This window comes from Ochrobactrum sp. BTU2 (genome assembly GCF_024539785.1).
Lineage (GTDB): Bacteria > Pseudomonadota > Alphaproteobacteria > Rhizobiales > Rhizobiaceae > Brucella > Brucella anthropi.
In genome coordinates this window covers 759958-786174 of record NZ_JAHWRG010000002.1, presented here as the reverse complement: position 1 = coordinate 786174, position 26217 = coordinate 759958, and the positions used below count along the sequence as shown (strand labels likewise).

Sequence of the window (26217 nt, the reverse complement as noted above, 5' to 3'; positions counted from 1 at the left end):
GGTCTGTTTTAGCACCACAGTTGCAAACTCGTCAGGCCGTGGCGAAAAGAGTGATTTTCGAGCAACGGAGCGGAGCGTACTTAAGGGTACGTGAGCACCGGAGCGCAAAAAATTGCTCTTTGCAGTCCGGCATCACGAGGAATGCAGCTGTAGTGTCAGGCGACGTCGTGGTTCGCCATTCTCTCCAGAGCACGCACCAGACCCGAATGGTCGAGACCATCATCGCCATGCGCCGCGCAGGAATTGAACAGTTCCTGTGCCGTGGCAGTGTTCGGCAGCGAAACACCGAGCGCCTTTGCGCCTTGCAGCGCAAGGTTCAAGTCCTTCTGGTGCAGCGAAATGCGGAAGCCCGGATCGAAAGTACGCTTGATCATGCGTTCGCCATGCACTTCGAGAATGCGGGACGATGCAAAGCCACCCATCAGAGCTTCGCGCACCTTTGCCGGGTCTGCGCCTGCCTTGGAAGCGAAAACCAATGCTTCGGCGACAGCCTCGATATTGAGTGCGACGATGATCTGGTTTGCAACCTTGGTGGTCTGGCCATCACCGCAATCGCCGACGAGCGTGATGTTCTTGCCCATGAGCTTCAGGAGCGGCAGAGCGCGGTCGAACGATTCCTGCGAGCCGCCAGCCATGATGGAGAGGCTGGCATTCTTCGCGCCGACCTCACCGCCCGAAACCGGTGCATCGACATATTCGCCACCTGTCGCACGGACCTTCTTCGCAAATTCCTTCGTCTCGATGGGGGAAATCGAGCTCATGTCGATGAGCAACTTGCCTTTGCCAAAGCCACCGATCGCGCCGCCCTCGCCGAAGATAACTTCGGCTACCTGCGGCGTGTCCGGCAGCATGAGGATAATGGTGTCGCACTCTTCGGCAACAGCCTTCGGCGTTTCCAGAATTTGCAGACCGTTGTCGATCAGCTCCTGGCGCGGTGGAGGATTGAACCGGGAGGTGAAGAGCTGATGTCCCGCATCCTGCAAATGACGCGCCATCGGCGTGCCCATGATCCCCAGTCCGATGAAGCCTATCTTGGCCATGTCGCTTACTCCCTAATCAAATTTATGCGGTCAGCCGTTCTTTATGCGGTCAGCCGTTCGGCTTCATGGTTCTTGAACCAGCCGAGGCCTTCTTCAGTGGTGGTCTTCGGCTTGTATTCGCAGCCGATCCAGCCCTTGTATCCGGCGTTTTTCAGTGCTTCGAACACGTTCGGATAATTGATCTCACCGGTGCCCGGCTCATTGCGGCCCGGATTGTCGGCGAGCTGAACATGGGCAATCAGCGGCTTGTAACGTTCATACGTTGCAACCAGCTCGCCGCGTGTCCGCTGCTGATGGTAGAGATCGTACTGGATGAACAGGTTGTTGCTGCCCACTTCGTCGATGATCGAGACCGCCTGCTCCACCGTGTTGAGATAGAAGCCCGGAATATCATAGTGGTTGATCGGCTCGATCAGCAGGCGAATGCCATGCTTGCCCAGTTCCTTTGCCGCCAGACGCAGATTGCTGACAAAAGTGGCGCGCAAAACGTCCGGATCGACACCTTGCGGGGCAATGCCGGAAAGGCAGTTGACCTGCGAACAGTTGAGCGTCGTGGCATAATCGATGGCATCGGCCACACCGCGCCGGAAATCATCGACGCGATCCGGCAGAACCGCAATGCCACGCTCGCCGCCAGCCCAATTGCCCGCAGGCAGATTGTGCAGGACCTGCGCCAGATTATGCTTGGTCAGCGCCGCCTTCAGCTCATGCCGGTTGAACTCGTAAGGGAAGAGATATTCCACCCCGGTGAAACCGGCCTTTGCGGCCAGTGCGAAGCGGTCCATGAAAGGCACTTCATTGAAGAGCATTGTGAGATTGGCTGCAAATCTCGGCATTTTCGCCTCCTTGTAATTCTCTATTTGCGCAATTGCGGACAAAACCGGGAATTGCTCTTAATCCAAAAGCGCTGCGATAGCGGTCGGCGCATCTTCGCCACGTTCGGCCAGTTCCTCGAATTCGACAACCTGATCGATGTCGACACCCATGGAAATATTGGTAACGCGTTCCAGGATGAATTCCAGAACCACCGGCACCTGATGCTCCGCCATAAGCGCTTTTGCCTGTTCAAAACTTTCGGCAAACTGGTTGGGGCTGCGAACCCGGATCGCCTTGCAGCCGAGGCCTTCGGCGACAGCTACGTGATCGACGCCATAGCCCTTTTCCGCGTCGCCATTGGCATTGATGTTGTCGAAGGCGAGGCTCACCTCGAAATCCATGTTGAAGCCGCGCTGCGCCTGGCGGATGAGGCCGAGATAGGAATTGTTCACGACCACATGAATGTAGGGCAGCTTGTGCTGTGCGCCGACCGCCAGTTCCTCGATCATGAACTGGAAATCATAGTCGCCGGAAAGCGCAACAATCGGACGGTCAGGATCGGCAGCACGCACGCCGAGCGCTGCTGGCAGCGTCCAGCCGAGCGGACCGGCCTGACCGCAATTGATCCAGTTGCGTGGGCGATAGACATGCAGGAACTGCGCACCCGCAATCTGGCTGAGGCCAATGGTCGTGACATAGCAGGTATCGCGACCGAACGCCTTGTTCATCTCCTCATAAACGCGCTGCGGCTTGAGCGGCGTCTGGTCGAAATGTGTCTTGCGCAGCATGGTGCGCTTGCGTTCGCCACATTCCTTGGCCCAGTCCGACCAGTCGCGCAGCTTGCCGGCAGACTTCCATTCGGTCGCAACGTCCAGCAGCAGCTTCAGCGCCTTGCCTGCGTCGGAAACGATACCGAAGTCCGGTGCAAAGACACGGCCGATCTGCGTCGGCTCAATGTCGATATGGATGAACTTGCGATCTTTCTTATAGGTGTCGACATTACCCGTATGACGGTTTGCCCAGCGGTTGCCGATGCCGATGACGACATCGGAGGCCAGCAGATTGGCATTGCCATAGCGGTGCGAGGTCTGCAGACCGCACATGCCTGCCATCAGGCGATGGTCGTCGGGAATGACGCCCCAGCCCATCAGGGTCGGGATGACCGGAATGCCTGTGATTTCGGCGAACTCAACCAGAAGATCGGACGCATCGGCATTGATGATGCCGCCACCAGCAACGATCAGCGGACGTTCCGCCTCGTTCAGCATGGCGAGCGCCTTTTCCGCCTGCGCCCGCGTAGCAGCAGGCTTGTAGGCTTCCATCGGCTGGTAAGTGTCGATGTCGAATTCGATTTCGGCAAGCTGGACGTCAATCGGCAGGTCGATCAGAACCGGGCCGGGACGGCCCGACTTCATGATGTGAAACGCCTTCTGGAAAACAAAAGGCACCAATGCGGGCTCCATAACCGTGACCGCCCACTTGGTGACAGGGGCTGCGATCTTGGCGATATCGACCGCCTGAAAGTCTTCCTTGTCCAGACGCGCACGTGGCGCCTGACCCGTAATGCAGAGGATCGGGATCGAGTCGGCGGAAGCCGAATAGAGACCCGTGATCATATCCGTTCCGGCGGGGCCGGAGGTGCCGATGCAGACGCCAAGATTGCCATGCTTTGCGCGGGTATAGCCCTCGGCCATATGCGAAGCACCTTCGACATGACGCGCCAGTATGTGGCGGATCGAGCCGCGCGCTTTCATCGCCGAATAAAATGGATTGATCGCTGCGCCCGGTACACCGAAAGCACAATTGATCCCTTCTCTTTCCAGCACAAGCACGGCTGCATCGACTGCACGCATTCTGGCCATGACGGCTCCCTCCTCAAGCGGCGTCCGTTCCTGTGGAACGGCTATTGCCGCTTTGTTTCTTTTTCTCACGCATTTCCAGACGCAAACGGCTTACGCACTTTTGCTGGAAATGCTCCGTGGAATTAATCTCCATTTACAAAAGCTAATATCAAAAAATGGAAATGCATACCATTATACGGAAATAAAGATTTTCAACGGAATGGAGATAATCCGCCGATGCCTTTCCGAGTAGCAATGGATGCGATAGTGGTAATTCGTGAGTTTAGAGCGTGGTTCGATCTGATTGAATCAGATCACGCTCTAACTGTTTGTTTTGACGCGCATCTTGTCCGAAAACCGTTTCACACTTTTCGGGATGCGCTCTAAGGCGGGATTCGGAGACGATGATGGAACAGGCAAAGGTAAAGCGGGGCCGCAAGGCGGCGGAAAACGCCGCGCCCTCGTCTGTGCAGGTTCTGGACCGAAGCCTGAAGCTGCTGGCATTAATCGCCGAAAATGACGGTTCGACACTGACCGACCTTGCCGATGAAAGCGGTATGGCGCCCTCCACCGTGCACCGCCTTCTATCGTCGTTGGCAAATCATGGTATGGTTTCCCACGATCTGGAAAGCGGAGACTGGACCATCGGCGTCAAGGCTTTCGAAATCGGCAATGCCTTTCGCCGGTTCCGCAAGCTCGGCATTCTGGCGCGGCCTTATCTCAAGACATTGATGGAAACGAGCGGCGAAACCGCCAATATCGGCGTCGAGGACGGCGGCGATGTCGTGTTCATCTCGCAGATCGAAAGCCATGCGCCGATGCGCGCCTTTTTCCGGCCCGGGCGGCGCGGGCCCATCCATGCATCCGGCATTGGCAAGGCCATATTGTCCACCTGGTCGGACAAGGAAATCGCGCACGCTCTTTCGGGGCGCACGCTTGAACATTTCACGCAGCGCACGCTCGACAGCCTGCCAGCGCTCTTGAAAGACATTCAGGCAACCCGCACCCGTGGCTGGTCGATTGATGATGAAGAACATACGCTCGGCATGTGCTGCATCGCCGCTCCCATCTTCAATGAATATGGCGAGGCGATTGCTGGTATTTCCGTTTCCGGCCCTGCGGTGCGCCTGCCGAAAAAGAGGCTCGAGGAGTTCGGGCCGCTGATCCGCTCCACCGCCGACGAGCTGACCCGTGCCATGGGCGGCAAACGCCCGGAAGAGTTTTAATAAAAAGACCCGCAGCGGATCGCTCCGCCACGGGTCATCCTCCTCCAAGGATTGGAGTAATCAGGCCAGTTCTGCCTTGAGCGGCTTGCCAGCCACATAGGTTTCGACGATGGCGCGGTCATCGCCCAGCGTCTGCAACAGGAACAGTTCCTGCTCCAGCGTCGCGCCAGCCGCCATGCGAAGCCGCATCGGCGATGTGGCTGATGAATCCAGCACCACGATATCGGCTTCCGTGCCCTCGTCGAGCGTACCGATCTTGTCTTCCATCGACAGCGCACGGGCATTGCCCAGCGTCATCATGTAGAATGACTGGAACGGGTTCAGACGCTGTTCGCGCAGCTGCAGGACTTTGTAACCCTCGTCCATAGTGCGCAGCATGGAGAAACTGGTGCCACCACCAACATCGGTCGCCACCGCCATGCGCACGCCCGATGCTTTTAAGCGGTCGCGATCGAAAAGACCCGAGCCGAGGAACATATTTGAAGTCGGGCAGAACACGGCAATCGAACCGGTTTCCGCCATGACGCGCACTTCGCGCGGCTCCAGATGGATCGAATGGCCAAGCAGGGTCTTGTCACCCAATAGACCGTAATGCTCGTATATGCCGAGATAATCCGGTGCATCGGGATAAAGCGACTTGGTGAAAGAGATTTCGTCGTGATTTTCCGAAAGATGCGTCTGGATGTAGCTGCCGGGATGCTCACGAACAAGCGCCTGGCTTGCCTCAAGCTGCTCCGGTGTGGACGTAATGGCAAAGCGCGGGGTGATCACATAATCGAGGCGGCCTTTGCCCTGCCAGCGTGCGATCAGCGCCTTCGTATCGTCATAGCCGGACTTTGCCGTGTCGCAGAGTGCTGGCGGCGCATTGCGATCCATCATGACCTTGCCGCCGAGCATGCGCATGTTGCGATGTTGCGAGGCGCGGAAATAGGCATCGACGCTCTGCGGATGTACCGAGCAGTAAGCAACCGCCGTGGTGGTGCCGTGGCGGATCAGCTCGTCAAGAAAGCGCTCCGCAATGAATTCGGCATGCTGCTCATCGGCAAATTTCTGTTCAGCGACGAACGTATAGGTATTGAGCCACTCCAGCAGATTGGCTGCATAAGAAGCGACCACCTGCGTCTGCGGATAATGGATATGCGTATCGATGAAACCGGGCAGGATCAGGTGCGGGCGATGGTCGGCGACGTTGACGTCGTTGCCTGCCATGCTGCTTACTTCAGCATAGTCCCCGACGTGCTGGATGCGGCCATCTTCGACAAGAACAGCGCCGTCTTCGATATAGCGGTAAGCGGCATTGTCATCGAGGCTCTGCGGTTCGTCACGAAAGGTCAGCACGCGGCCGCGGATAAGAAGCTTGGTCATTTTAGTCGTGGTCCTTATTTCGTGCCTTGCGTGGCGGACTGGTACCAGGAGGCAAGAAGCTGGCGCTCTTCCTCGCTCACGCCGGTGACATTGGCGGGCGGCATGGCATGGGATCGACCTGCCTGCAAATAGATTTCACGCGCATGCGCGGCAATATCCCGGTCGGTATCCAGCACGACGCCCTTCGGTGGCGCAATGATGCCTTCCCAGCCCGGCTCCTTGGCGTGGCACATGGCGCAGCGCCCCAGAACGGTATCCCGCACTTTTTCAAAGTGCGGGTCCGAGATGAAAGACTGCTGCAATGCCGAAACCTTCTGTTCTTCCGGCTCACCGGTCAGAACTTTCGGCACTGTCGAGAGCCAGATGATGATGATGAACAGGATCACCGTTACCAGCCAGGTCCAGGTCGGGCTGCCCTTGCGGGCATGCTGTGTGTTGAACCAGTGGCGGATGGTGACGCCCATCAGGAACACCAGCGAGGCGATGATCCAGTTGAACTGCGTCCCGAAAGCCAGCGGATAGTGGTTCGACAGCATCAGGAACAGAACAGGCAGCGTCAGATAGTTGTTATGCGTCGAACGCTGCTTGGCGATCTTGCCGTATTTCGGATCGGGCTTGCGGCCTGCGATCAGATCCGCCACCACGATCTTCTGGTTCGGGATGATGATCATGAACACGTTGGCAGACATGATCGTTGCCGTGAAAGCACCGAGATGCAGGAAGGCCGCACGTCCTGTAAACAGGTGCGTATAACCCCAGGCCACCACCACCAGAATACAGTAGAGAATGACCATCAGCAGCGTATCGCTCTTGCCGAGCATGAACTTGCAGATGGTGTTATAGGCGATCCAGCCGAAGGCCAGCGAACCGATCGAGATCGCAATGGCGACCGGTACGGAAACATCGAGCACATTCGGATCGATCAGGTAGAGATCGGCGCCGGCATAGTAGACGATGCAGAGCAGCGTGAAACCCGACAGCCACGTGGCGTAGGATTCCCATTTGAACCAGGTAAGGTGTTCCGGCATTTCGGCGGGCGCAACCAGATATTTCTGGATGTGATAGAAGCCACCGCCATGGACCTGCCATTCCTCGCCATGCGCGCCTACCGGCAAGCCGGGACGCTGGCGCAGACCGAGATCAAGCGCGATGAAGTAGAAAGACGAGCCGATCCACGCAATCGCGGTAATCACATGCAGCCACCGCGCTGCGAAGCCCAGCCAGTCCCAGGCTACGGCGAAATCATACATCAGGCACTCCCATTTCTTGACCCATTTTTGAGCCCCATTGTTCGTTGTTGCATTATGTGCCAAAGGAATCAGGTTCAGGGAACGTCACATCACGACCAGCACTTTCAAAAAAATCTAGACAATCGTGGAGGGGACGTATGTCATATCTTGATAATCTGCGCGTTTTTGTGCGCGTTGTCGAATTGGGAAATCTATCTGCAGCGGGTCGCGACCAGCGCGCTTCGCCAGCAGTTGCAAGCAATCGAATCAAAGAGTTGGAGAAGCACCTGGGGGTCAGGCTCTTCAACCGGACGACACGCAAGCTTACGCCGACCGAACACGGTCGCGTATTCTATGACGGTGCGTTGAAAATCCTCGAAGCTGTGGATGAGGCGGAAGCTGCCGTGGCTGAACTGGCGAAAAATCCCAAGGGATCGATTCGCATTACCGCTCCGCTTGGCTTCGGGAGACGGCTGATTGCATCGGGAATTCCGGAGTTTCACGACAAATATCCGGATATCGAAGTACGGCTTCGCCTGTCCGATCATGAAGTCGATATTATGAGCGAAGGCGTCGATGTGGCTTTCAAGCTCGGTGTTCTGGAGAATTCGAACCTGCGTATGCGCGGGATCATGAATTGCGAGCGCGTGATCTGTGCAGCGCCTGCATATCTCGAGAAACATGGGGTTCCGCAGTCTCCTGACGAGTTGCTTGGCGACAAGCATGACTGTCTTCTGCTGCGTTTTCCAGGCTCAAAGGAATATTTCTGGTCCCTGCAAACGGCGGAAGGTCTGCGCAAATTCGAAGTCACCGGGCCATTTGACTCGGATGATGGCGACGTATTGACGCAATGGGCGCTTGGCGGGCGCGGCATCATCAACAAGCCGCTGTTCGAAGTGAAGGAATATATCCGTGACGGACGGCTGGTTCCAATCCTCGAAAGCACACCACCGGCGCCGATCCAGCTTGCTGCGATCTACCCGCACAAGCGCTTTCAGGACCCAAAGGTACGTCTGATCATCGATTTCATGACGGAGCGGTGCCAGCGATTGATCCGCGAGGCTTTGGTATAGAGCGGCTCAAACCGCTCTATACCTTTGTTTTTCAAATATTATATCGTGCGAAACCTTCTCGCGCTTTACCGGAAATGCGAAAAGAAAAACCCGCCTGATCAGGCGGGTTGCGATACACGTACGGAAGTCAGCACCGCCGTCAGAACTTCGGCTGCGGCCAATGCCGCAATGACTTCCGGCCTCTTGTCTTTCACAACGGCTCCGCCGACGGGACAGACAAGATTTTCAAAAAGATTGTCGCTACCGATTTCGCGTTTCAACCAATTTTTGAAAGTAGCTTTTTTGGTCTTCGAGCCGATCATGCCGACATAAACGGCATCGCGTCGCTGCAATGCCTCAGCAACAATCAGAAAATCCAGCGCGTGGTCATGGGTGAGAACGATAAACGCGCTACCCGGCGGGGCGGAACGCACCACCTGTTCGGGCATGGCCGACAGACAGGTTTCGACACCCGGCACATCGCACGCCATCAGCTCCGCTTCCCGCGTATCCACCAGAATGACCCGGACGGGCGTGAGCGAGAGAGCACTCGCCAGCGCATCGCCAACATGGCCCGCGCCGAAGACATAGACATGCGGGCGCGTGGCTATTTCCGCATCGACCTTGCTGACAAGCTCGTCGGTGAGCCCGCGGCTGACACGCCTGAAGCTCAGGCCTACCCGTCCGCCGCAGCACTGGCCGATTTCGGGCCCCAGTGGCACGTTCATGGGGGGAACGTCCTTGGGTGAGTCCCTGCCGCCGAGCAGCACCTTCCGGGCATGGTCGATAGCCATATATTCAAGCTGACCGCCACCGATCGTCCGGAAGATCATATCGCGGGCAACCAGCATCCACGCCCCGGCATCGCGGGGTGCGGAACCTTTCACATCGGTGACTTCAACCAGCACACTATCGGGACGCCGGTTGAGAAAAGCCCGGATATCGTCGCGCGCGCCTGGCATCTCTCTAGCCCTTTTGCTTGCGGAGCCGTTCGATGGCCATCAGCACACGTTCCGGCGTTGCTGGCGCATCGAGACGTGGGCAGACCTTGTGATCCGCCACGGTGGCAATGGCGTCGGCCAGAGCATGCAGCACCGACAACCCAAGCGGTAACGGCGGTTCGCCGACAGCCTTGGAACGATGGATCGTCGGCTCATAAGCCTCCGACCAGTCGGTCAGCGCGACATTGAAGATCTTGGGCCGGTCAGAAGCCAGCGGGATCTTGTAGGTGGATGGCGCATGGGTGCGAAGCCGCCCCTTGTCGTCCCACACAAGCTCCTCTGTCGTCAGCCAGCCCATGCCCTGCACGAAGCCGCCTTCAACCTGACCGATATCGATGGCGCGGTTCAGGGAACGCCCGGTATCATGCAGAATATCGGTGCGCTCCACCACATATTCACCAGTCAGAGTGTCGACGGAAACTTCGGAACAGGCTGCTCCGTAAGCATAGTAATAGAAGGCATGGCCCCGGCCCTTGGCACGGTCCCAGTGGATTTTCGGCGTCTTGTAGTGACCTGCCGCCGACAGCTGCACACGACCGATAAAGGCCTGCTTCACGAGATCGTTGAAGCTGATTTCCTGATTGCCGACGCGAACCCGGTTGGGAAGGAAGACAACCTGATCTTCCGGCACCTGATATTGCTGTGCCGCAAAATGGATGAGACGTTTCTTGATCTGGCGGGCTGCGTCCTGTGCAGCCATGCCGTTGAGATCGGCACCGGAAGAAGCCGCCGTCGGCGCCGTATTTGGCACCTTGGCGGTGGTCGTCGCGGTGATCTTCACCCGGTCGATGTCGATCTGGAATTCCTCGGCCACGACTTGCGCCACTTTCAAATGGAGCCCCTGCCCCATTTCCGTGCCGCCATGGTTCATATGCACCGAGCCGTCATTGTATACATGCACCAGAGCGCCAGCCTGATTGGACTCCGTCTTGGTAAAGGAGATGCCGAATTTCACCGGCGTCAGCGCCATGCCGCGCTTTACATAACGGCTTTTCGCGTTGAACTCGCGGATCGCTTCGCGGCGCTTCGCGTAATCTGAACTTTCCTCAAGTTCCGAAACGATGCGCTGGATAATGCAATCTTCGACCTTCTGATGGTAAGGGGTGACGTTGCGTGTACCGTCCTTACCCATCTCGTCGTAGAAATTGCGCTTGCGGATTTCGAGCGGGTCCTTGCCGACGGCGAAAGCCACCTCATCGATCACGCGTTCTGCACCAACCATGCCCTGCGGGCCACCGAAGCCGCGAAACGCCGTATTCGACACGGTGTTTGTGTAAAGCGGTGCCGACTGTGCATGAACTGCCGGGAAGAAATAGGCATTGTCGCAGTGAAACAGTGCGCGGTCGCCGACAGGTCCGGAAAGGTCTGCCGAGAACCCGGCATTGAGGGCAAACAGATAATCGATGCCCAGAATATTGCCGTCATCGTCGAAGCCGACTTCATAGTCGATGACGAAGCCATGGCGCTTGCCGGTCGAGGTCATGTCCTCGTCGCGGTCGAGCCTGATCTTCATGGCGCGCTTGTGCTTCTTGGCAGCAATGGCTGCAATGGCCGCCCACTGGTTGGCCTGCGTTTCCTTGCCGCCGAAGCCACCGCCCATGCGGCGCACTTCCACCGTCACGGAATGGCTCGGCACGCCCAGCGCATGGGCAACCAGATGCTGGGTTTCGCTCGGCCCCTGCGTGGAGCAATAGACGGTGACGTCCTCATCCTCGCCGGGGATAGCCAGCGAAACCTGACCCTCAAGATAGAAATGATCCTGCCCACCAAGATACATGCGGTTCTTGATACGGTGCGGCGCGGTATCGATGGCCGCACGTGCATCACCGCGCTTCAGCGTCAGCGGCGTGGTGACAAGCCGGTCCTTCAGACCGTCCAGCGCATCGATGGAATAGATACCTGTCGTTTCTTCATATTCGATCTTTGCCAAACGCGCAGCGCGGCGCGCCTGATCGCGGCTTTTCGCGATAACCGCAAAGATCGGCTGACCGTGAAACTCAACCTTGTCGACGGCAAAGATCGGGTCGTCATGCATGCCCGATGGCGAAACATCGTTTTCGCCGGGCACGTCCTTGTAGGTCAACACGTCGATCACGCCGGGAGCGGCGCGCACTGCCGACAAATCAATCGACTTGAATGAACCATGTGCAACGGACGAATAGCCGACCCCGATATGCAACGTGCCTTCGGGCTCCGGTATATCGTCGATGTAGACAGCCGTTCCCGTCACATGCTTGTGCGCGGAATCGTGTTTCTGGTCGGTCGCGACGCCACCCACAATGCGGGCAGCTTTCAATGCATTTGCAGGATGCTTGTTCATGATTGCCTCCTCACGCCGCCGCGATTTCAGCCGCACGCAGCGGCACGTAACTGCCTTCCGTTTCGGCGAAGAAACGCCGCAACAGATTGCGCGCCGCGAGCAGCCGGTAATCCGCTGTCGCACGCATATCGCTCAAGGGCGTATAGTCTTGTGCATAGGCTTCCAATGCCGCTTCAACCGTAGCCTCGGTCCAGGGCTTGGCCGTCAGTGCGGCTTCCACCGTGCTGGCGCGCTTCGGCGTTGCGGCCATACCGCCATAAGCGATGCGGACCGTTTCCACATTGCCTGCCGCGTCGAGCGTCAGATGGAAAGCGCCGAGCGTCGCCGTAATGTCTTCCTCGTAACGCTTCGACACTTTGTAAATGGCAAAATGGCTGCCTTCTGCCGGGACCGGTACATGCACGGCTTCGACAAACTCGCCGGGCTGGCGATCCTGCTTGCCATAAGCGATGAAGAACTCTTCCAGCGGTATAGTGCGGCGTTCCGCCCCTTTGCGCAGCGTCAGTTTTGCATCGAGCGCGATCAGCGGCGGCGGCGTGTCACCAATCGGCGAACCATTGGCGATATTGCCGCCGATGGTTCCCATATTGCGCACCTGCTCACCGCCAATGCGGTTGATGAGCTGGCCGAGCTGCGGAATGCGCTTGGCAAGAAATCCGAATGCTTCCGTGTAGGTGACACCTGCGCCGATGGTAACGACACCATTTTCCTCACGGACGGAGCGCAGTTCCTCCAGATGACCGATGAAGACGACCGGGGAAATGTCACGCATCATCTTGGTGACCCACAAGCCCACATCGGTAGAACCGGCAACGATGGTCGCCTTCGGCTCTGCCGCCAGGATGGTGGCGAAATCATCGAGATCACCGGGCACAATCAACCGGTCCTTGCCTTCACCCACTTCCACCCGAACGCTATCGCGCATGGCCGTCAGCTGTTCGAGAACATGGGCGCGCTCAGCAGCAAGCGGGTCTTCCATGACCGTACCGTAGTCGGAAATGATGCGGGCAGCGCGCATGATCGCCTCATAGCCCGTGCAGCGGCAAAGATTACCTTGTAATGCCTTTTCGATCTGTGCATCGGCGGGCTTCGGTTCGCGCATCCACAGAGCGTAGAGTGACATGACGAAGCCCGGCGTGCAGAAGCCGCATTGCGAGCCATGAAACTCGATCATTGCCTTCTGCACCGGATGCAGATCGCCATCGGCGCCGCGCAGATGCTCGATCGTCACGACATGGCAGCCATCCAGCGAACCCATGAAGCGGATGCAGGCATTGACGCTTTCGTAAACGAGCTTGCCGTCGGAAATCTTGCCGACCAGCACCGTGCACGCACCGCAATCGCCTTCGCCGCAACCTTCCTTGGTGCCGCGCAGCTTGGCGGACAGCCGCAGATAGTCGAGCAACGTTTCGGTCGGGGAAACGCGGTCGAGTTCAACCTTTTCACCGTTCAGAAGAAAGCGGATCGTGTGTCGCACAGACTGGTGCACAGACTGGTTCATGGCGCTTAGCTCCCGCGATAGGTGGAATAGGAAAACGGCGAAACGAGAAGCGGTACATGATAATGCGCTTTTTCATCGGAAATGCCAAAGCGCAGAGGGACGACATCGAGGAACGGTACGACATCATCTGTCTTGCCGAAATATTCGCCGACATGGAACAGAAGCTCGTAGGAACCGGCCCGCAAATTCTCGCCCGCCAGCAGCGGCTCGCTGCAGCGGCCATCGTCGTTGGTGCGAATTTCCCGGATTGGTTCGGCCTGCTGATTCTCGACGCGACGCAATTCGATGCGCAGATTTGCCGCCGGCTTGCCGCTTACCGTGTCGAGGACATGCGTCGTCAACCGGCCATTACCGCTGTTTTCCTGACCCATTTACACTCCTGCAGCTTGCTGATTCTCTCATCAAATAGATTGGAAAATGTTACAAGCTTTTGATTTCCGGTGGTTTATTTGAGCCCAACGTCGCCATCGGCTGTGGGGGCCGCAAACCACACCATGTTCCCAGCATTTAGTATTTCGCGATCCTCCTCATTCTGAAAGATGGTTATCGTTGGATGTCTTTCAAATTTTTGGAGGGGAATAATAGCGATAAATCTTTATTATCATGGATAAAACGAACGAAAACGAGGGAAGACCCGCAATGAAATATCCGCGCAATCTCGTCGGCTATGGACGCAACACGCCAGATCCGCGCTGGCCGGGAGGAGCCAATATCGCAGTTCAATTCGTCGTCAACTATGAGGAAGGCGGCGAATGCAGCATTCTCGACGGTGACGCGGCCTCCGAATGCCTTCTGTCCGAGATTGTCGGTGCGCAGCCCTGGCAGGGCCAGCGCAACCTGAATATGGAATCCATCTACGAATATGGCGCGCGATCCGGCTTCTGGCGCTTGTGGCGCGCCTTCACCCGCCGCAACATGCCAGTCACCGTCTATGGCGTGACACTCGCCATGGCACGCAATCCCGAAGCCGTTGCCGCCATGAAAGAGGCTGACTGGGAAATCGCCAGCCACGGATTGCGCTGGTGGGAATATAAGGACGTTCCCGAAGAGATCGAACGCGAGCATATCCGCGATGCGGTACGCCTTCATACGGAACTTACCGGCTCGCGACCGCTCGGCATCTATCAGGGCAAGCCGTCCGACAACACGCTGAAACTGGTGATGGAAGAAGGTGGCTTTCTCTATTCCGCCGATTCCTATGCCGACGAGTTGCCTTATTGGGTTGAAGGTCCGAAGGGACCGCACCTGATCGTGCCCTACACACTCGACGCCAATGATATGCGTTTTGCGACGCCGCAGGGTTTCAATTCCGGCGATCAGTTCTACACCTATCTGAAGGACACGTTCGACGTGCTCTATCGCGAAGGCGCGGAAGGCGCACCGAAGATGATGTCCATTGGCCTGCATTGCCGCCTTGTCGGTCGCCCCGGCCGTGTGGCCGCGCTCGAACGGTTCCTCGACTATGTGCAAAGCCATGACAAGGTATGGGTCGCCAAGCGTGTCGATATTGCCCGCCACTGGCACGAAAACTACAAGCCCGTCACCGCCGACGTCGTGCCTTCGAAAGCCAGCAGGGATGCGTTCGTCGCACGTTATGGCAGCATTTTCGAGCATTCGCCATGGATTGCCGAACGTGCATACGATGCGGGTTTCAGCCTGGAGGAAGATACCGCATCCGGTCTTGCGACCGCGATGACGAAGGCATTCCGCGCCGCCTCGGCAGATGAGCGGCTTGCCGTGTTGAAGGCGCACCCGGATCTTGCTGGCAAGCTCGCACAGGCCAAACGGCTGACAGCGGAATCGACCGCCGAACAGGCTGGTGCGGGTCTCGATGCGCTGACTGATGCGGAAAAGCGGACATTCACCGAATTGAACGACGCCTATACGGCGAAGTTCGGCTTTCCGTTCATCATCGCCGTGAAGGGACGCAACAAAAAGGAAATCCTCGACGCTTTCCAGCGCCGCGTTTCCAATGACCGCGATACAGAATTTGAAACGGCTTGCGCTCAGGTGGAGCGCATCGCCCTCCTGCGCCTCAAGGATATTCTGCCGGAAGCGCTCTACTGATCCTTGCAGCCCGGAAGGTCGACTTCCGGGCGCATTCATTCCATGATCTCACGACAGGTTTTCCAGAACTCGCCGTGAGTGCCAGCTTCTCACATAAGGAATTCCCCACATGGGCAACGACAAGAACAATCGCAGCTATTATGCACCGACTGGCGGATTGCCGCCGCAGACCCAGCTCCTCACCGATCGCGCCATGTTCACCGAAGCCTATGCGGTGATCCCCAAGGGCACGTTCAGCGATATCGTGACGAGCTTCCTGCCCTTCTGGGACAAGACACGGCTTTGGGTGATTGCCCGCCCCCTCTCCGGCTTCGCCGAGACCTTCTCGCAATACATCATGGAAGTGCAGCCGGGCGGCGGCAGCGACCGTGCCGAACTGGATGAAAGCGCGGAAGGCGTGCTGTTCGTGGTCGAGGGCGAAATCGCCGTCACCGTAGCTGGTAAAACGCACACGCTGACCGAAGGCGGCTACGCTTATCTGCCGCCGAAAAGCGGCTGGACACTTCGCAACAACGGCGCGACGACGGCCCGCTTCCATTGGGTGCGCAAGGCTTATGAATATGTCGACGGCCTCGATGTTCCCGAACCGCTATTCCTCAACGAAAAGGATATCGCGCCCAATCCGATGCCGGACACCAACGGCGCCTGGGCGACGACCCGCTTCGTTGATCCGAATGACCTGCGCCACGACATGCACGTCACCATCGTGACCCTGGAGCCCGGCGGCGTCATTCCTTTTGCCGAGACCCACGTCATGGAACACGGCCTCTATGTGTTGGAAGGCAAGGCCGTCTATCGGCTCAATCAGGACTGGGTGGAAGTGGAAGCCGGCGACTTCATGTGGCTGCGCGCCTTCTGCCCGCAGGCCTGTTACGCAGGCGGCCCCGGCAAGTTCCGCTATCTGCTCTACAAGGACGTCAACCGGCATATGAAGTTTTCCCGATAAAGGAGAGCAGTTCATATTCTGCGATGCATTCACGCAACGAAAAGGCCGGATCAATCCGGCCTTTTTCATATGTGCAGAACGATAGGACGGAAACAAAAACGGCGAGCCGAAGCTCGCCGTACCACTCTTCCGACTGGAGATCAGATTTGTAAACAGCGCAGTCCTTCTACGCTATCGAATGGTTCTTTTAAAATAGTACAAGCACACCAGAATGCAAATTACATTTTTGTTATATCAGCACTTGGTTACTTGTTATTTCATTCGAAAATTCAAGAATATTTCTTCAATTAAATATCAAAGTATTAGAAATTTTATTGAACTCATGACCGTTACACCAAGATGAACGGTTCAATATACTTTTGAATGCAGACCGGGAGGCCGATGTCGGCCTCCCGGTTAAGCATTAGAACGAGCGCTGGAAGCGGATCATACCCTGAACGGCATCCTTGCCGTTGAGATAGGACTTGCTGTCGCTCCATTTGGTGTAGGAAACTTCCGGCGTGACCGTGAAGCCCGGAACCATTTCATACGCTACGTTGGCAGTAGCTGCGAAAGTGTTCGTGCCGTCATAAGCAAGCTGCGCATTGAAGACTGCCTTGTCGGTAGCCTTGAATGCTGCGCCGCCCCAGACAGCCCAATCGCCGCCCCAGGTGCCGTAGAAGCTGCTGATCGCACGAACCTGACCGATATCATGGCCATTGCCATCGGTCTGCATGATGTACTGGTCCTTATTGGACTTGTAACCACCCATCGCCCAGACCGAGAAGCGGTCCGTAATGTTCACGTCAGCGCGAACCTTACCGGCCCACTCTTCGTTGCGGGCGTCATAAGCAGCGACGCCTGCGATCTTGCCCCAGCCGCCTTCATACTTCAGGCCACCGACAACGTGCGGCGTGTAGTCCTTGATGACGCCATCATAGCCGTATGCGCTATCCGTATCATCATTGTTGCCCTGTTCGAGCGACAGAATGGCGGAGAAGCCGTTGCCACCGGTGAAGGTGTAGCTGATCAAGCCGGTGCGATAGCCGCCAGCGAGAATCACGTCATCGTTGATGACATCGCCGAGATAGCCCGGGAAGGTAACGAAGGCCGATTCATCGAGACCGACGCGGAGACCGCCAAGCTGGATATAGGCAAAACGCAGCGAACCGGAGGCACCTTCAACACCATTGCCCCAATCATAACGGGTTTCGGCAAAGGTCTTCAGAGTGCCAAGATCGGTTTCCGACGCCGTGGAGAGGCGCAGTGTGAAGCGAGCCTTGTTATCCCAGGAATTGCGGCGCGTATCGACGCTACCGTCACGATCAACGAAACCGCGACCGTAGACATTGTCACCGCCAGCAGCGTCGTAACGGACATAGCCGGATACGCGAAGGCAGGTTTCGGTGCCCGGAATATAGAAATATCCCGCACCATAGGCGTCGCAAACGCGAACATACTCAACAGATTCAGGCTCCGGTGCCACAACGGTATCCGCAGCATATGCTCCAGTGGTTGCAACCAGTGCTGCAGCCGAACCGAACAACAAGCTCTTGATCTTCATTTCATTGCCTCCAGAAATTTTTCAGACGAGGCCTGATAGAATGAACTCTACAAATACATCAATTCCAATTTTAAGAACTATATGAAGTTGAAAAGGAACATGTGTCCATTATGACACTAATTATAAACATCTTTACTTTATAACAATAAATAATTCATAAAATATAAATCAAATAAAATTTCAAGTATATTAACACTAGCAATTTCTAACTACAAAACCACTTTCGCCTTAAATACAATAAACGAAAACGGGGCCCGAAGGCCCCGTTTCACAAGCGTTTCGCGACTATGTCAGTCGATGGCTACCTGCCTGCAGCCTGCTGCGCATAGACGTAGCTGTCATAGGTATATTCAGCGACGCGGAACCATTCGAAGCCCTCGTCACGGAATTTTTTCCAGCTCGGGTAGATTTTCGCCCATGCCGGATTTTTCTCATTGTATTCGGCGTAGAGTTCGAACGCGACCTTGTAGGCGGCATCCAGAACGTCTCGCGGAAGCGGTTGAAGCTTCACGCCCTTCGACACCAGCGAACGAATCGCAGCGGTGTTTTTCACGTCATAAAGCGAAATCATGTTCTGGGTCGCAGCTTCGGCAGCCGTATTCAGCGCAACCTTGTATGGCTCCGGCAAGCTTTCATATTGCTGCTTGTTGATGAAGAAGTGTACCGAAGCGCCGCCTTCCCAGAAGGCCGGGTAATAATAATATGGCGCGATCTGGTAGAAGCCGAGCTTCTCGTCATCATAAGGACCGACCCATTCGGCCGCATCGATCGTGCCGCGCTCCAGCGACGGATAAATGTCACCGCCCGGAAGCTGTTGCGGAACGACGCCGAGGCGCGACATGACCTCGCCAGCCACGCCCGCGATACGCATCTTCAGGCCCTTCAGATCCGCAAGGCTTTTGATTTCCTTGCGATACCAGCCGCCCATCTGGGCCGCCGTGTTGCCGCCGACGATACCGACAATGCCATAATCGGCAAGGAACGCATTATAAAGCTCGTTGCCACCGCCATGATAGAGCCAGGCATTCTGCAGGCGTGTGTTCATGCCGAAGGGAATAGCCGTCCCGATGGCGAAGGCCGGGTTCTTGCCGGTGAAATAATAGCCGCACGTATGCGCCATTTCGACCGTGTTGGCCTGAACCGCATCGATGGCCTGCGGGCCAGGCACGATTTCACCAGCCTGGAATACCTGAATCTGGAACTTGCCTTCGGTCATCTTTGAAACGGCATTGGCCATATAGACCGCACCGCCATAGATCGTATCCAGATTGTTCGGGAAGCCCGAAGTCAGACGCCAGCGCAGCGTCGGCAACTCCTGCGCAATTGCCGGTGTTGCGAGTGCCGCTCCACTTGTGGCAGCGGCAGCGCCAATTGCGGCACCCTTCGTCAGAAATGTGCGGCGGCTCAAATCCTGTTTCATGTGTCTCCTCCTAAGATTGTTCTGGTTTATCAGAATCTACGCAATGCTCGTTTTCCCCTCATTGCGCAGGTTTTTGCTGTTGGTCTTTGTCCTGTCCGAAGCTCGGCTGCGGAGAACCGAAAGACGGCGCGGGCAGAGGCTCAGTTGACGGCGAAGGCGCTCCGAAAGGTGCGGGTGCTGCGCCGAACGGATTGCCGCCGCCAGCATCTGGCATTGGCACATTGATCTGGATCGATGCCGGATCGGCCTGCGGATGGCCGCTCTTGTAGTGGGTGACGATGCCCGGGAAGCTGATGATGATGCCAACCATGACAAGCTGGATCAAAAGGAACGGGATCGATCCCATGTAGATTTGCCCCGACGTCACCGGCTGGATAGTCGCGCCTGTGACCTTGTCCTTATAGGGTCGGGATGGAGCGACCGAACGCAGATAGAAGAGCGAGAAGCCGAAAGGCGGATGCATGAACGATGTCTGCATATTGACCGCCAGCATGACGCCGAACCAGACCAGATCAATGCCAAGGCTGTCGGCCACCGGCGCCAGAAGCGGGATGATGATGAAGGCCAGCTCGAAATAATCGAGGAAGAAGGCCAGAAAGAACACCAGAAGATTGGCGACAATCAGGAAGCCGACTTCACCGCCGGGGATGGACGTCATCAGGTGTTCGACCCAGATGTGACCGTTGACGCCATAGAAGGTGAGAGAAAACACGCGCGCGCCCAGCAGAATGAAAATGACGAAGGACGACAGTTTTGCCGTGGCATAAAGCGCTGACGTCAGCATCGTCATGTTGAGGCGGCGATTGATGATAGCGAGAAGCAGAGCGCCGACCGCCCCCATCGCGCCACCTTCCGTAGGCGTTGCAACGCCGATGAAGATCGTTCCGAGAACAAGGAAGATCAGCACAAGCGGCGGCACGAGCGAAATCACCACTTTCTGCGCCAGTTTCCAGCCCTTCAATGTACGGGCATGCGGCGGCAGAGCCGGGACCGTATCAGGCCGGAAAATCGACATGCCGATGATAAAGGCACAGTAGAAGCCAACCAGCAGAAGACCGGGAACCAGCGCGCCCTTGTACATATCGCCAACCGAACGGCCCAGCTGATCGGCAAGCACGATCAGGACGAGGCTTGGTGGAATGATCTGTGCCAGCGTGCCGGATGCTGCAATCGTGCCGCTCGCCACTTTGCGATCATAGCCGTAGCGCAACATGATCGGGAGCGAAATCAGTCCCATCGAAATCACCGAGGCAGCGACAACGCCGGTCGTGGCCGCAAGAAGCGCGCCGACGATGATCACCGCAAAAGCCAGCCCGCCACGCACAGGACCGAAAAGCTGCCCGATCGTATCGAGCAGTTCTTCCGCCATGCCGCTTCGCTCCAGTATCAGCCCCATGAAGGTGAAGAACGGAATAGCGAGCAGCGTTTCATTCGACATCTGCCCGAAGATGCGATCCGGTATCGCGCCGAACAGGTTGACAGGCAGAAGCCCCATTTCGATGCCGACGAAGCCGAAGGCAAAACCGACGAAGGCCAGTGCGAAAGCCACCGGGTAGCCGAGCAACAGCACGACCACCAGCGACAGAAACATCAACGGAGCGAGATTTTCCGCAATAAAAGCAATCATATCCATTCCCCTCAGAGCGTCTGGGCTTCCGCATCTTCAAGGGCGACCGTGTCCGGTATGCGCCCTTGAAGGATGGCTATGCGCTTGATGAGTTCGGAAATGCCTTGCAATGCGAGCAGCCCGAAACCGATGGGGATCAACACCCAGACCGGCCAGAGAACCAGCCCACCCGTATTGTTGGAGGTTTCACCGCTGGCGATCTTGGCTTCCACGATGGGCCAGGAGAGGTAAATGGTGATGAGGCAGAAAGGCAGGAGGAAAAAGAGCGTGCCGAAAATCTCGACCAGTAGCTGGGTTCGCCGCGAATAACGGCTGTAGAGAAGATCAACCTTCACATGCTCGCTATGCAGAAGCGTATATCCGGCGGCGATCAGAAAGACCGCCGAGAACAGATACCATTGCGCTTCCAGCCACGCATTCGAGCTGACATTGAACAGCTTGCGCGAGACGGCATTGATAGCACTGATGAGCACTGCCACCAGGATCAGCCACGATACGGATTTTCCGATGAAATTATTGGCCGCGTCGATAGCACGCGACAACGCCAGCAAGACTGACATCGCTCCTCCCCTCCTGTTCCGCCTCCTCAAGCGGTTTTGGAGCGAATGATAGGACCGGCGAATCCATGCCGCAAGTTGACGAAAGTTCTAAGAAACGGAGACCTACCCATTAGTGGGTAAGGCAATATCGGGAGACGAACGGAATATCCGCTATTGCGACGACAGCTATTGCGAAGACAGGCGCAACCGGTTCTCGATGACGTAGCGCGTAAGCCCGGCAGTGCTGGCTATTCCGAGCTTCTTCTTGATATTCTTGCGATGAGTTTCGACCGTCGCCTCCGAAATGCCGAGCCTGATTGCAATTTCGCGGTTGCTTCCACCTTCGGCCACCAGCACCAGAACATCGTTTTCGCGGACCGACAGCCCTTCCGATTTCCTGTCGCCGCTGTCGAGCAGCGCCTCCGAAACACCGGAAGAGAAATAAGTTCCACCCGAAGCGACCGCATGAATGGCGGCGACGATTTCAGTGGTGGACACATCCTTCAACACATAGCCGGAAGCTCCGCGCATGATGGAGGTCGAGATATATTCGCGGCTGTCGTGCATGGACAGCATGAGGATGCAAATGCCCGGCAATTGTTTCTTGAACAGTTCGATAGCGTCGATACCGTTGAGAAGTGGCATGTTGATATCCATCAAAACCACATCGGGATTAACGGTCAGCGCCAGCTCCAGTGCAGCACGCGCGTTGGAAGCCGCGCCTGCAATATCGATATCGTCATAGGTTTCGAGTACAGCCCGCAAACCATCCAGAACCAGCGGATGATTATCCACGAGCAATACGCGAATCTTGCATTCATTCGTCATGCGACTTCCGGTTCCCGCTTTCTCTCTGTTGCCGATTTCGGCAAGCGCGCGGTGAGCTGCGTACCATCTGCGCCGGTTTCAACCAAGAGCACACCGCCGAAATGCGCCATCCGCTCCTGCATATTTCGCAAGCCAAGCCCTGAAAGCTGATCTTTCAGATCACGCGCGGTAAAACCATTGCCGTCATCGGCGACTGTCATCGTCACCTTGCCGCCGGAACCCCAGAGGCGGATGCTCACCTGGCTTGCCCCGGAATGGCGCTCGACATTGGTGAGCGCTTCCTGCACGACGCGATAAAGCGCCGTGCTTGCCTCCGGCTTCAGCGTCTCGTTTAGTCCGCTTGCTTCGAGCTGCGTTTCAATGCCGGTCCGCTCCGAAAAATGTTCGCACAAAGCCTTGAGCGCAACGGTCAGGCCAAGATCGTCCAGAATGCGCGGACGCAGATCATGCGAAAGCCGCCGCACCTCCTTGATTGCACCATTGAGCGCATCCGATGCCTTCTCGATCGCAAGCGGCGCGCCTCCGCTGTCCATGCGCACCTGACGGCTTGCTAAATCGATGGCATAGCGAACGCCGACGAGATTTTGGGAAATGCCGTCATGCAGTTCACGCGCCAGACGTGCCCGTTCCTCCTCCTGCGTATCGATGATGCGCTGCGCCAGCTCCTTCAGCTTGTTATCAGCCATACGTCGCTCGCGCAGATTGAGCAGCATACAGGTCGCGAAGACGAGCATCACAGCTGGCACGGCGATCAGACTGACGATCAGGAATGTCGTTCGGATATTGGCCCGGAAATCGGCGTTGGCGGCAGCAGTCTGCACATAGACATCGTCAAGATAGACGCCAGTTCCGAGCATCCATTTCCATTTGCTCAGTCCGACAGCGAAGGAGAGCTTGTCCGCCATTTCGCCGCTTGACGGCTTTTCCCATTTATACTGGTGCAGTCCTCCACCTTCCTTCGCCTTGTCAATCAGATTGGCAATAACGCGATCTCCATCAGGATCAACAAGATCGAGCCAGTTATGGCCGGGCCGAAATGTCTGGCGAGGATGGACGACATTGTTGCCGTCATAGTCATAGACAAAGAAGTAGCCGTCGCGACCATAATCGAGCGAGGTCAGAATCTTCCGCACCTTTTCCATGGCAGCGGTATCGTCGGGGCCTGCATCGTCGTAAATCTGCTGGATGGAAGAAAGCGCCAGGTTGGTAAGATTGAGAAGCTCAGTCTCCTTGGCCTTCAGCATATTCTTCTCGAAGGTCGCGATACTGCTCTGCACAAGATTTGCCGACTGCCAGGTAATGAAGGCCGTGACCGTCAGAATAGCCACGATAAGGGGCACAATCGCCAGTGCAACGATCTGATAGCGTAGCGTCACGACTTCTCCTCCCGGCACAACGAGCCGACTTTTCCCAGGCGACTTTAGAGTTCCGGCTTGATGAGGAAAAGGGGACAATCAGCAAAACCTTGCCCCAAGAAAAAGACGCTTGCACAACCAATAATATATTATTCTTTTCTTATATAACTGAAATATAAATAATAATTCATAGTTGAAGACACGAATATTTTATGTTCAATAATGTTTTCTTGGACAGTGCGTCCGAGTATACGGTTCTGGGGCTCATTAATTTCAGAGAGAATCTTTTTATGAAAAGCTATCGCGTAATCGGTCTTGCATTCACGCTTGCAACCATTTCCGGCGCTTCGGCCTTTGCGGCTCCACTTCCAGGTGGAGCTAGCACCCTTCAGGAGACTTACCAAGACTGGACCGTTTCCTGTCAGAGCCAGAAGGAAACAAGCATCTGTGTGATGCGTCAGGACCAGAGCAGCACGCAGACCGGCCAGCGCGTTCTGACCGCGGAATTGCGCAATGTGGAAGGTAAGGTCGAAGGTGTTCTGCTGATGCCATTTGGCCTTGATCTTGCCAAGGGCGCAGCTCTCAAGATCGACGAAGTTGCCGGACCGAACCTCGCTTTCTCTACCTGCCTGCCGCAGGGTTGCCTGGCGCCGGTCAGCTTCGAAGCAAAGCAGGTTGCAGCTCTCAAGGCTGGCACCAATATCAACGTCACCACAACAGCCCTGAGCCCAAGCCAGCCGGTCGCCTTCAAGGTTTCGCTGAAGGGCTTCGGCGCAGCGCTTGACCGCATCACCGCACTGACGAAGTAAGCTTCAAAACTTTGATGAAAAAGCCATACGCCCGACGGGCGTATGGCTTTTTCTTTTGTCAGGCCGGATGCGCCGAGATATGCGCGAGATGCCTGCGCCATCGCAGCGTCATCAATACCGAGACAATACCGAGACCGGCGGCAAGGCCGAGCCAGATACCGACCCCACCCAGTTCAAACTGGAATGCAAGCAAGGCACCCAACGGCAAACCCACACCCCAATAGCCGAATAGCGCCAGGAACATCGGAATGCGTGTATCGCGCAATCCGCGCAACATGCCCGCGGCAACGGCCTGTGCACCGTCAACGATCTGGAAGAGAGCCGCCAGCGCAAGAAATGTGACAGCCAGTTCCATCACTGGCAGGTTCTGCGGATCGTGCAGATCGAGAAAAACACCAATGAACACGCGCGGGATGAGAACCATGAGAAGCCCCATCACGGCCATGAAACCGACGCCGAGCGCATAGGCGCTCCAGCCTGCATAGGCGACAGCCTGAGGGTCGCCGCGGCCATAGGCACGGCCCACGCGCACGGTTGCAACCTGACCGAAACCGAGTGGCACCATGAAGCTGAGCGATGCAATCTGGATCGCCACGGCATGAGCCGCCATGGCCGTCGGCCCGATGCGGCCCATCATCACCACTGCAGCATAGAAGATCGAAGTCTCGAACACGAATGTCAGCGCCATTGGAATACCAATGCGCCATAGTTCACGCAGGCGCGCCCAGTCGGGACGCCAGAAGCGGCCAAACAGGTGATAGCGGCGGAAGCGGTGGTGACGCACCGTGATGAATGCAAGCCCGAGGAACATCATCGTGCTTGACGCTGTTGTGGCGATACCGGCGCCGTGCAGTTCCATGCGCGGGAAACCGAAGTGACCGAATATCAGCGTCCAGCCGGCAAGCGCGTTGAAGCCGATGGCAAGGGCCGCAATAAGAAGCGTCCACATCGGCTTTTCCATCGCCGCAAAGAACGAGCGTAGAACAATATATCCGAGATAAGGCAGCAATGCCCATTGCAGCGTGTGCATGAAATCCGTCGATCGGGCAGCTATATCCGGGCGCTGGCCGAGAAACAGGAATATCTCCTCGCAATGCCAGAGCACGATCCAGACCGGGATCGAGATCATTATGACCGTCCATAGTCCCTGTCGCACCGTGCGGCGCACATCGCGAACCGAATGACGGTTCTTGCCAAGCGCGATGGCGATCATCGGCATGACGGCCGAAACGAGCCCCATCGAGAAGATCATGAGCGTATGATAGAAGCTGGTCGCCAGCAGTGCCGAAGCGAGCGTATCCGCTCCAAGACGGCCGATGAAGATGACGTCGGTTGCAGTCAGCGCTGCCTGCGAAAGATTGGTGAAGATCAGCGGCCAGCCAAGCTTCAACGCTGCCGCCATCTCCCTGCCCCAGCGTTGCGTGCCGGATTCATGCGGCCCCCGAAAGCCCGCATCGATTGTCCTGTCCATTGTCCGCTCCCCGAAGCATCCGGGGCCGTCAATCCGCCGGACGTTCCATTTGAATGAGGCCACGCCCCGGAACATCAGAGACCATGTCAATCTGAGAAGAGGCGCGGAAATACGATCATCGACCGTCCCATGCCGGCTAAGGGTGTCCATCGCCAAGAGAGCGATCACACCCCAACTTTTCGGGTTGCTCAATTTCTAACGGGAACGTTGTGTATGTTCCA

General features: G+C 56.7%; 21 protein-coding genes. 5 read left to right on the top strand and 16 right to left on the bottom strand.

The features are described 5' to 3' along the window. Positions 1-155: 155 nt before the first annotated feature. The 3 genes from KWJ32_RS08420 to gcl are packed head-to-tail and all read right to left on the bottom strand — an operon-like array spanning position 156 to position 3718. Positions 156-1040, bottom strand: a complete 885-nt coding sequence (locus KWJ32_RS08420; protein WP_010658283.1) for a 2-hydroxy-3-oxopropionate reductase — start codon at positions 1038-1040, stop codon at positions 156-158. Positions 1041-1081: 41 nt separating this feature from the next. Beyond that, the gene (gene hyi, locus KWJ32_RS08415; RefSeq protein ID WP_010658282.1) at positions 1082-1876 is read right to left on the bottom strand and encodes a hydroxypyruvate isomerase; all 795 of its coding nucleotides are present in this window, start codon (positions 1874-1876) and stop codon (positions 1082-1084) included. Between the two features lie 57 nt (positions 1877-1933). After that, entirely contained in the window at positions 1934-3718 is a 1785-nt protein-coding gene (gene gcl, locus KWJ32_RS08410) for a glyoxylate carboligase (RefSeq protein WP_029925678.1), read from the bottom strand. Positions 3719-4104: 386 nt separating this feature from the next. On the opposite strand from gcl, the gene KWJ32_RS08405 reads away from it, so the two are divergent. Beyond that, positions 4105-4923, top strand: coding sequence for an IclR family transcriptional regulator (locus KWJ32_RS08405; RefSeq protein ID WP_010658280.1), 819 nt, complete (start codon positions 4105-4107; stop codon positions 4921-4923). A 60-nt stretch (positions 4924-4983) separates the two neighbouring features. Here KWJ32_RS08405 and guaD read toward each other — a convergent pair whose 3' ends face one another. Both guaD and KWJ32_RS08395 read right to left on the bottom strand, forming a co-directional pair. Beyond that, complete coding sequence (guaD, locus tag KWJ32_RS08400) at positions 4984-6288, bottom strand: guanine deaminase (RefSeq protein WP_010658279.1); 1305 nt, start codon at positions 6286-6288, stop codon at positions 4984-4986. Between the two features lie 14 nt (positions 6289-6302). Beyond that, positions 6303-7538, bottom strand: a complete 1236-nt coding sequence (locus tag KWJ32_RS08395) for a urate hydroxylase PuuD (protein WP_010658278.1) — start codon at positions 7536-7538, stop codon at positions 6303-6305. Positions 7539-7675: 137 nt separating this feature from the next. Between KWJ32_RS08395 and KWJ32_RS08390 the strand changes: the two genes are divergently transcribed. Beyond that, complete coding sequence (locus KWJ32_RS08390) at positions 7676-8590, top strand: LysR family transcriptional regulator (protein ID WP_010658277.1); 915 nt, start codon at positions 7676-7678, stop codon at positions 8588-8590. A 98-nt stretch (positions 8591-8688) separates the two neighbouring features. On the opposite strand, the gene xdhC is transcribed toward KWJ32_RS08390, so the two are convergent. Genes xdhC through uraH form a run of 4 tightly spaced genes read right to left on the bottom strand, consistent with a single transcriptional unit; the run spans position 8689 to position 13762 of the window. Next, a complete protein-coding gene (gene xdhC, locus KWJ32_RS08385; protein WP_010658276.1) occupies positions 8689-9531 on the bottom strand; it encodes a xanthine dehydrogenase accessory protein XdhC in 843 nt (280 codons plus the stop codon). Positions 9532-9535: 4 nt separating this feature from the next. Then, complete coding sequence (gene xdhB / locus KWJ32_RS08380) at positions 9536-11890, bottom strand: xanthine dehydrogenase molybdopterin binding subunit (protein WP_010658275.1); 2355 nt, start codon at positions 11888-11890, stop codon at positions 9536-9538. Between the two features lie 10 nt (positions 11891-11900). Further along, a complete protein-coding gene (gene xdhA / locus KWJ32_RS08375) occupies positions 11901-13379 on the bottom strand; it encodes a xanthine dehydrogenase small subunit (RefSeq protein WP_181152391.1) in 1479 nt (492 codons plus the stop codon). A 17-nt stretch (positions 13380-13396) separates the two neighbouring features. Beyond that, a complete protein-coding gene (gene uraH / locus KWJ32_RS08370) occupies positions 13397-13762 on the bottom strand; it encodes a hydroxyisourate hydrolase (protein WP_010658273.1) in 366 nt (121 codons plus the stop codon). 268 nt (positions 13763-14030) lie between these two features. Here uraH and puuE point away from each other — a divergent pair, with 268 nt between their 5' ends. Continuing rightward, positions 14031-15458, top strand: a complete 1428-nt coding sequence (puuE, locus tag KWJ32_RS08365; protein ID WP_010658272.1) for an allantoinase PuuE — start codon at positions 14031-14033, stop codon at positions 15456-15458. Positions 15459-15567: 109 nt separating this feature from the next. Continuing rightward, on the top strand, positions 15568-16404 hold the full coding sequence (locus KWJ32_RS08360) for a bifunctional allantoicase/(S)-ureidoglycine aminohydrolase (RefSeq protein WP_010658271.1): 837 nt from the start codon (positions 15568-15570) through the stop codon (positions 16402-16404). Between the two features lie 403 nt (positions 16405-16807). On the opposite strand, the gene KWJ32_RS08355 is transcribed toward KWJ32_RS08360, so the two are convergent. The 6 genes from KWJ32_RS08355 to KWJ32_RS08330 form a co-directional block, all read right to left on the bottom strand. Beyond that, on the bottom strand, positions 16808-17947 hold the full coding sequence (locus KWJ32_RS08355; RefSeq protein ID WP_010658270.1) for a porin: 1140 nt from the start codon (positions 17945-17947) through the stop codon (positions 16808-16810). A gap of 301 nt (positions 17948-18248) precedes the next feature. Continuing rightward, positions 18249-19367 carry a TRAP transporter substrate-binding protein gene (locus KWJ32_RS08350; RefSeq protein WP_010658269.1) on the bottom strand — a complete coding sequence of 373 codons (1119 nt, stop codon included), beginning with the start codon at positions 19365-19367 and terminating at the stop codon, positions 18249-18251. A gap of 58 nt (positions 19368-19425) precedes the next feature. Then, positions 19426-20994, bottom strand: coding sequence for a TRAP transporter large permease subunit (locus KWJ32_RS08345; RefSeq protein WP_010658268.1), 1569 nt, complete (start codon positions 20992-20994; stop codon positions 19426-19428). Positions 20995-21005: 11 nt separating this feature from the next. Beyond that, positions 21006-21554, bottom strand: coding sequence for a TRAP transporter small permease subunit (locus tag KWJ32_RS08340; RefSeq protein ID WP_010658267.1), 549 nt, complete (start codon positions 21552-21554; stop codon positions 21006-21008). A gap of 165 nt (positions 21555-21719) precedes the next feature. Beyond that, positions 21720-22361: a response regulator transcription factor gene (locus KWJ32_RS08335; protein WP_036578839.1), complete on the bottom strand. Its 642-nt coding sequence runs from the start codon at positions 22359-22361 to the stop codon at positions 21720-21722. Continuing rightward, a complete protein-coding gene (locus KWJ32_RS08330) occupies positions 22358-23737 on the bottom strand; it encodes a cache domain-containing protein (protein ID WP_010658265.1) in 1380 nt (459 codons plus the stop codon). Before KWJ32_RS08330 ends, KWJ32_RS08335 begins: the two co-directional genes overlap by 4 nt. A gap of 269 nt (positions 23738-24006) precedes the next feature. On the opposite strand from KWJ32_RS08330, the gene KWJ32_RS08325 reads away from it, so the two are divergent. Next, positions 24007-24525 carry an invasion associated locus B family protein gene (locus tag KWJ32_RS08325; RefSeq protein ID WP_010658264.1) on the top strand — a complete coding sequence of 173 codons (519 nt, stop codon included), beginning with the start codon at positions 24007-24009 and terminating at the stop codon, positions 24523-24525. Between the two features lie 58 nt (positions 24526-24583). Here KWJ32_RS08325 and KWJ32_RS08320 read toward each other — a convergent pair whose 3' ends face one another. After that, positions 24584-25996 (bottom strand): MATE family efflux transporter, encoded by a 1413-nt coding sequence (locus KWJ32_RS08320; RefSeq protein WP_010658263.1) that lies wholly within the window; start codon positions 25994-25996, stop codon positions 24584-24586. Positions 25997-26217 lie beyond the last annotated feature (221 nt).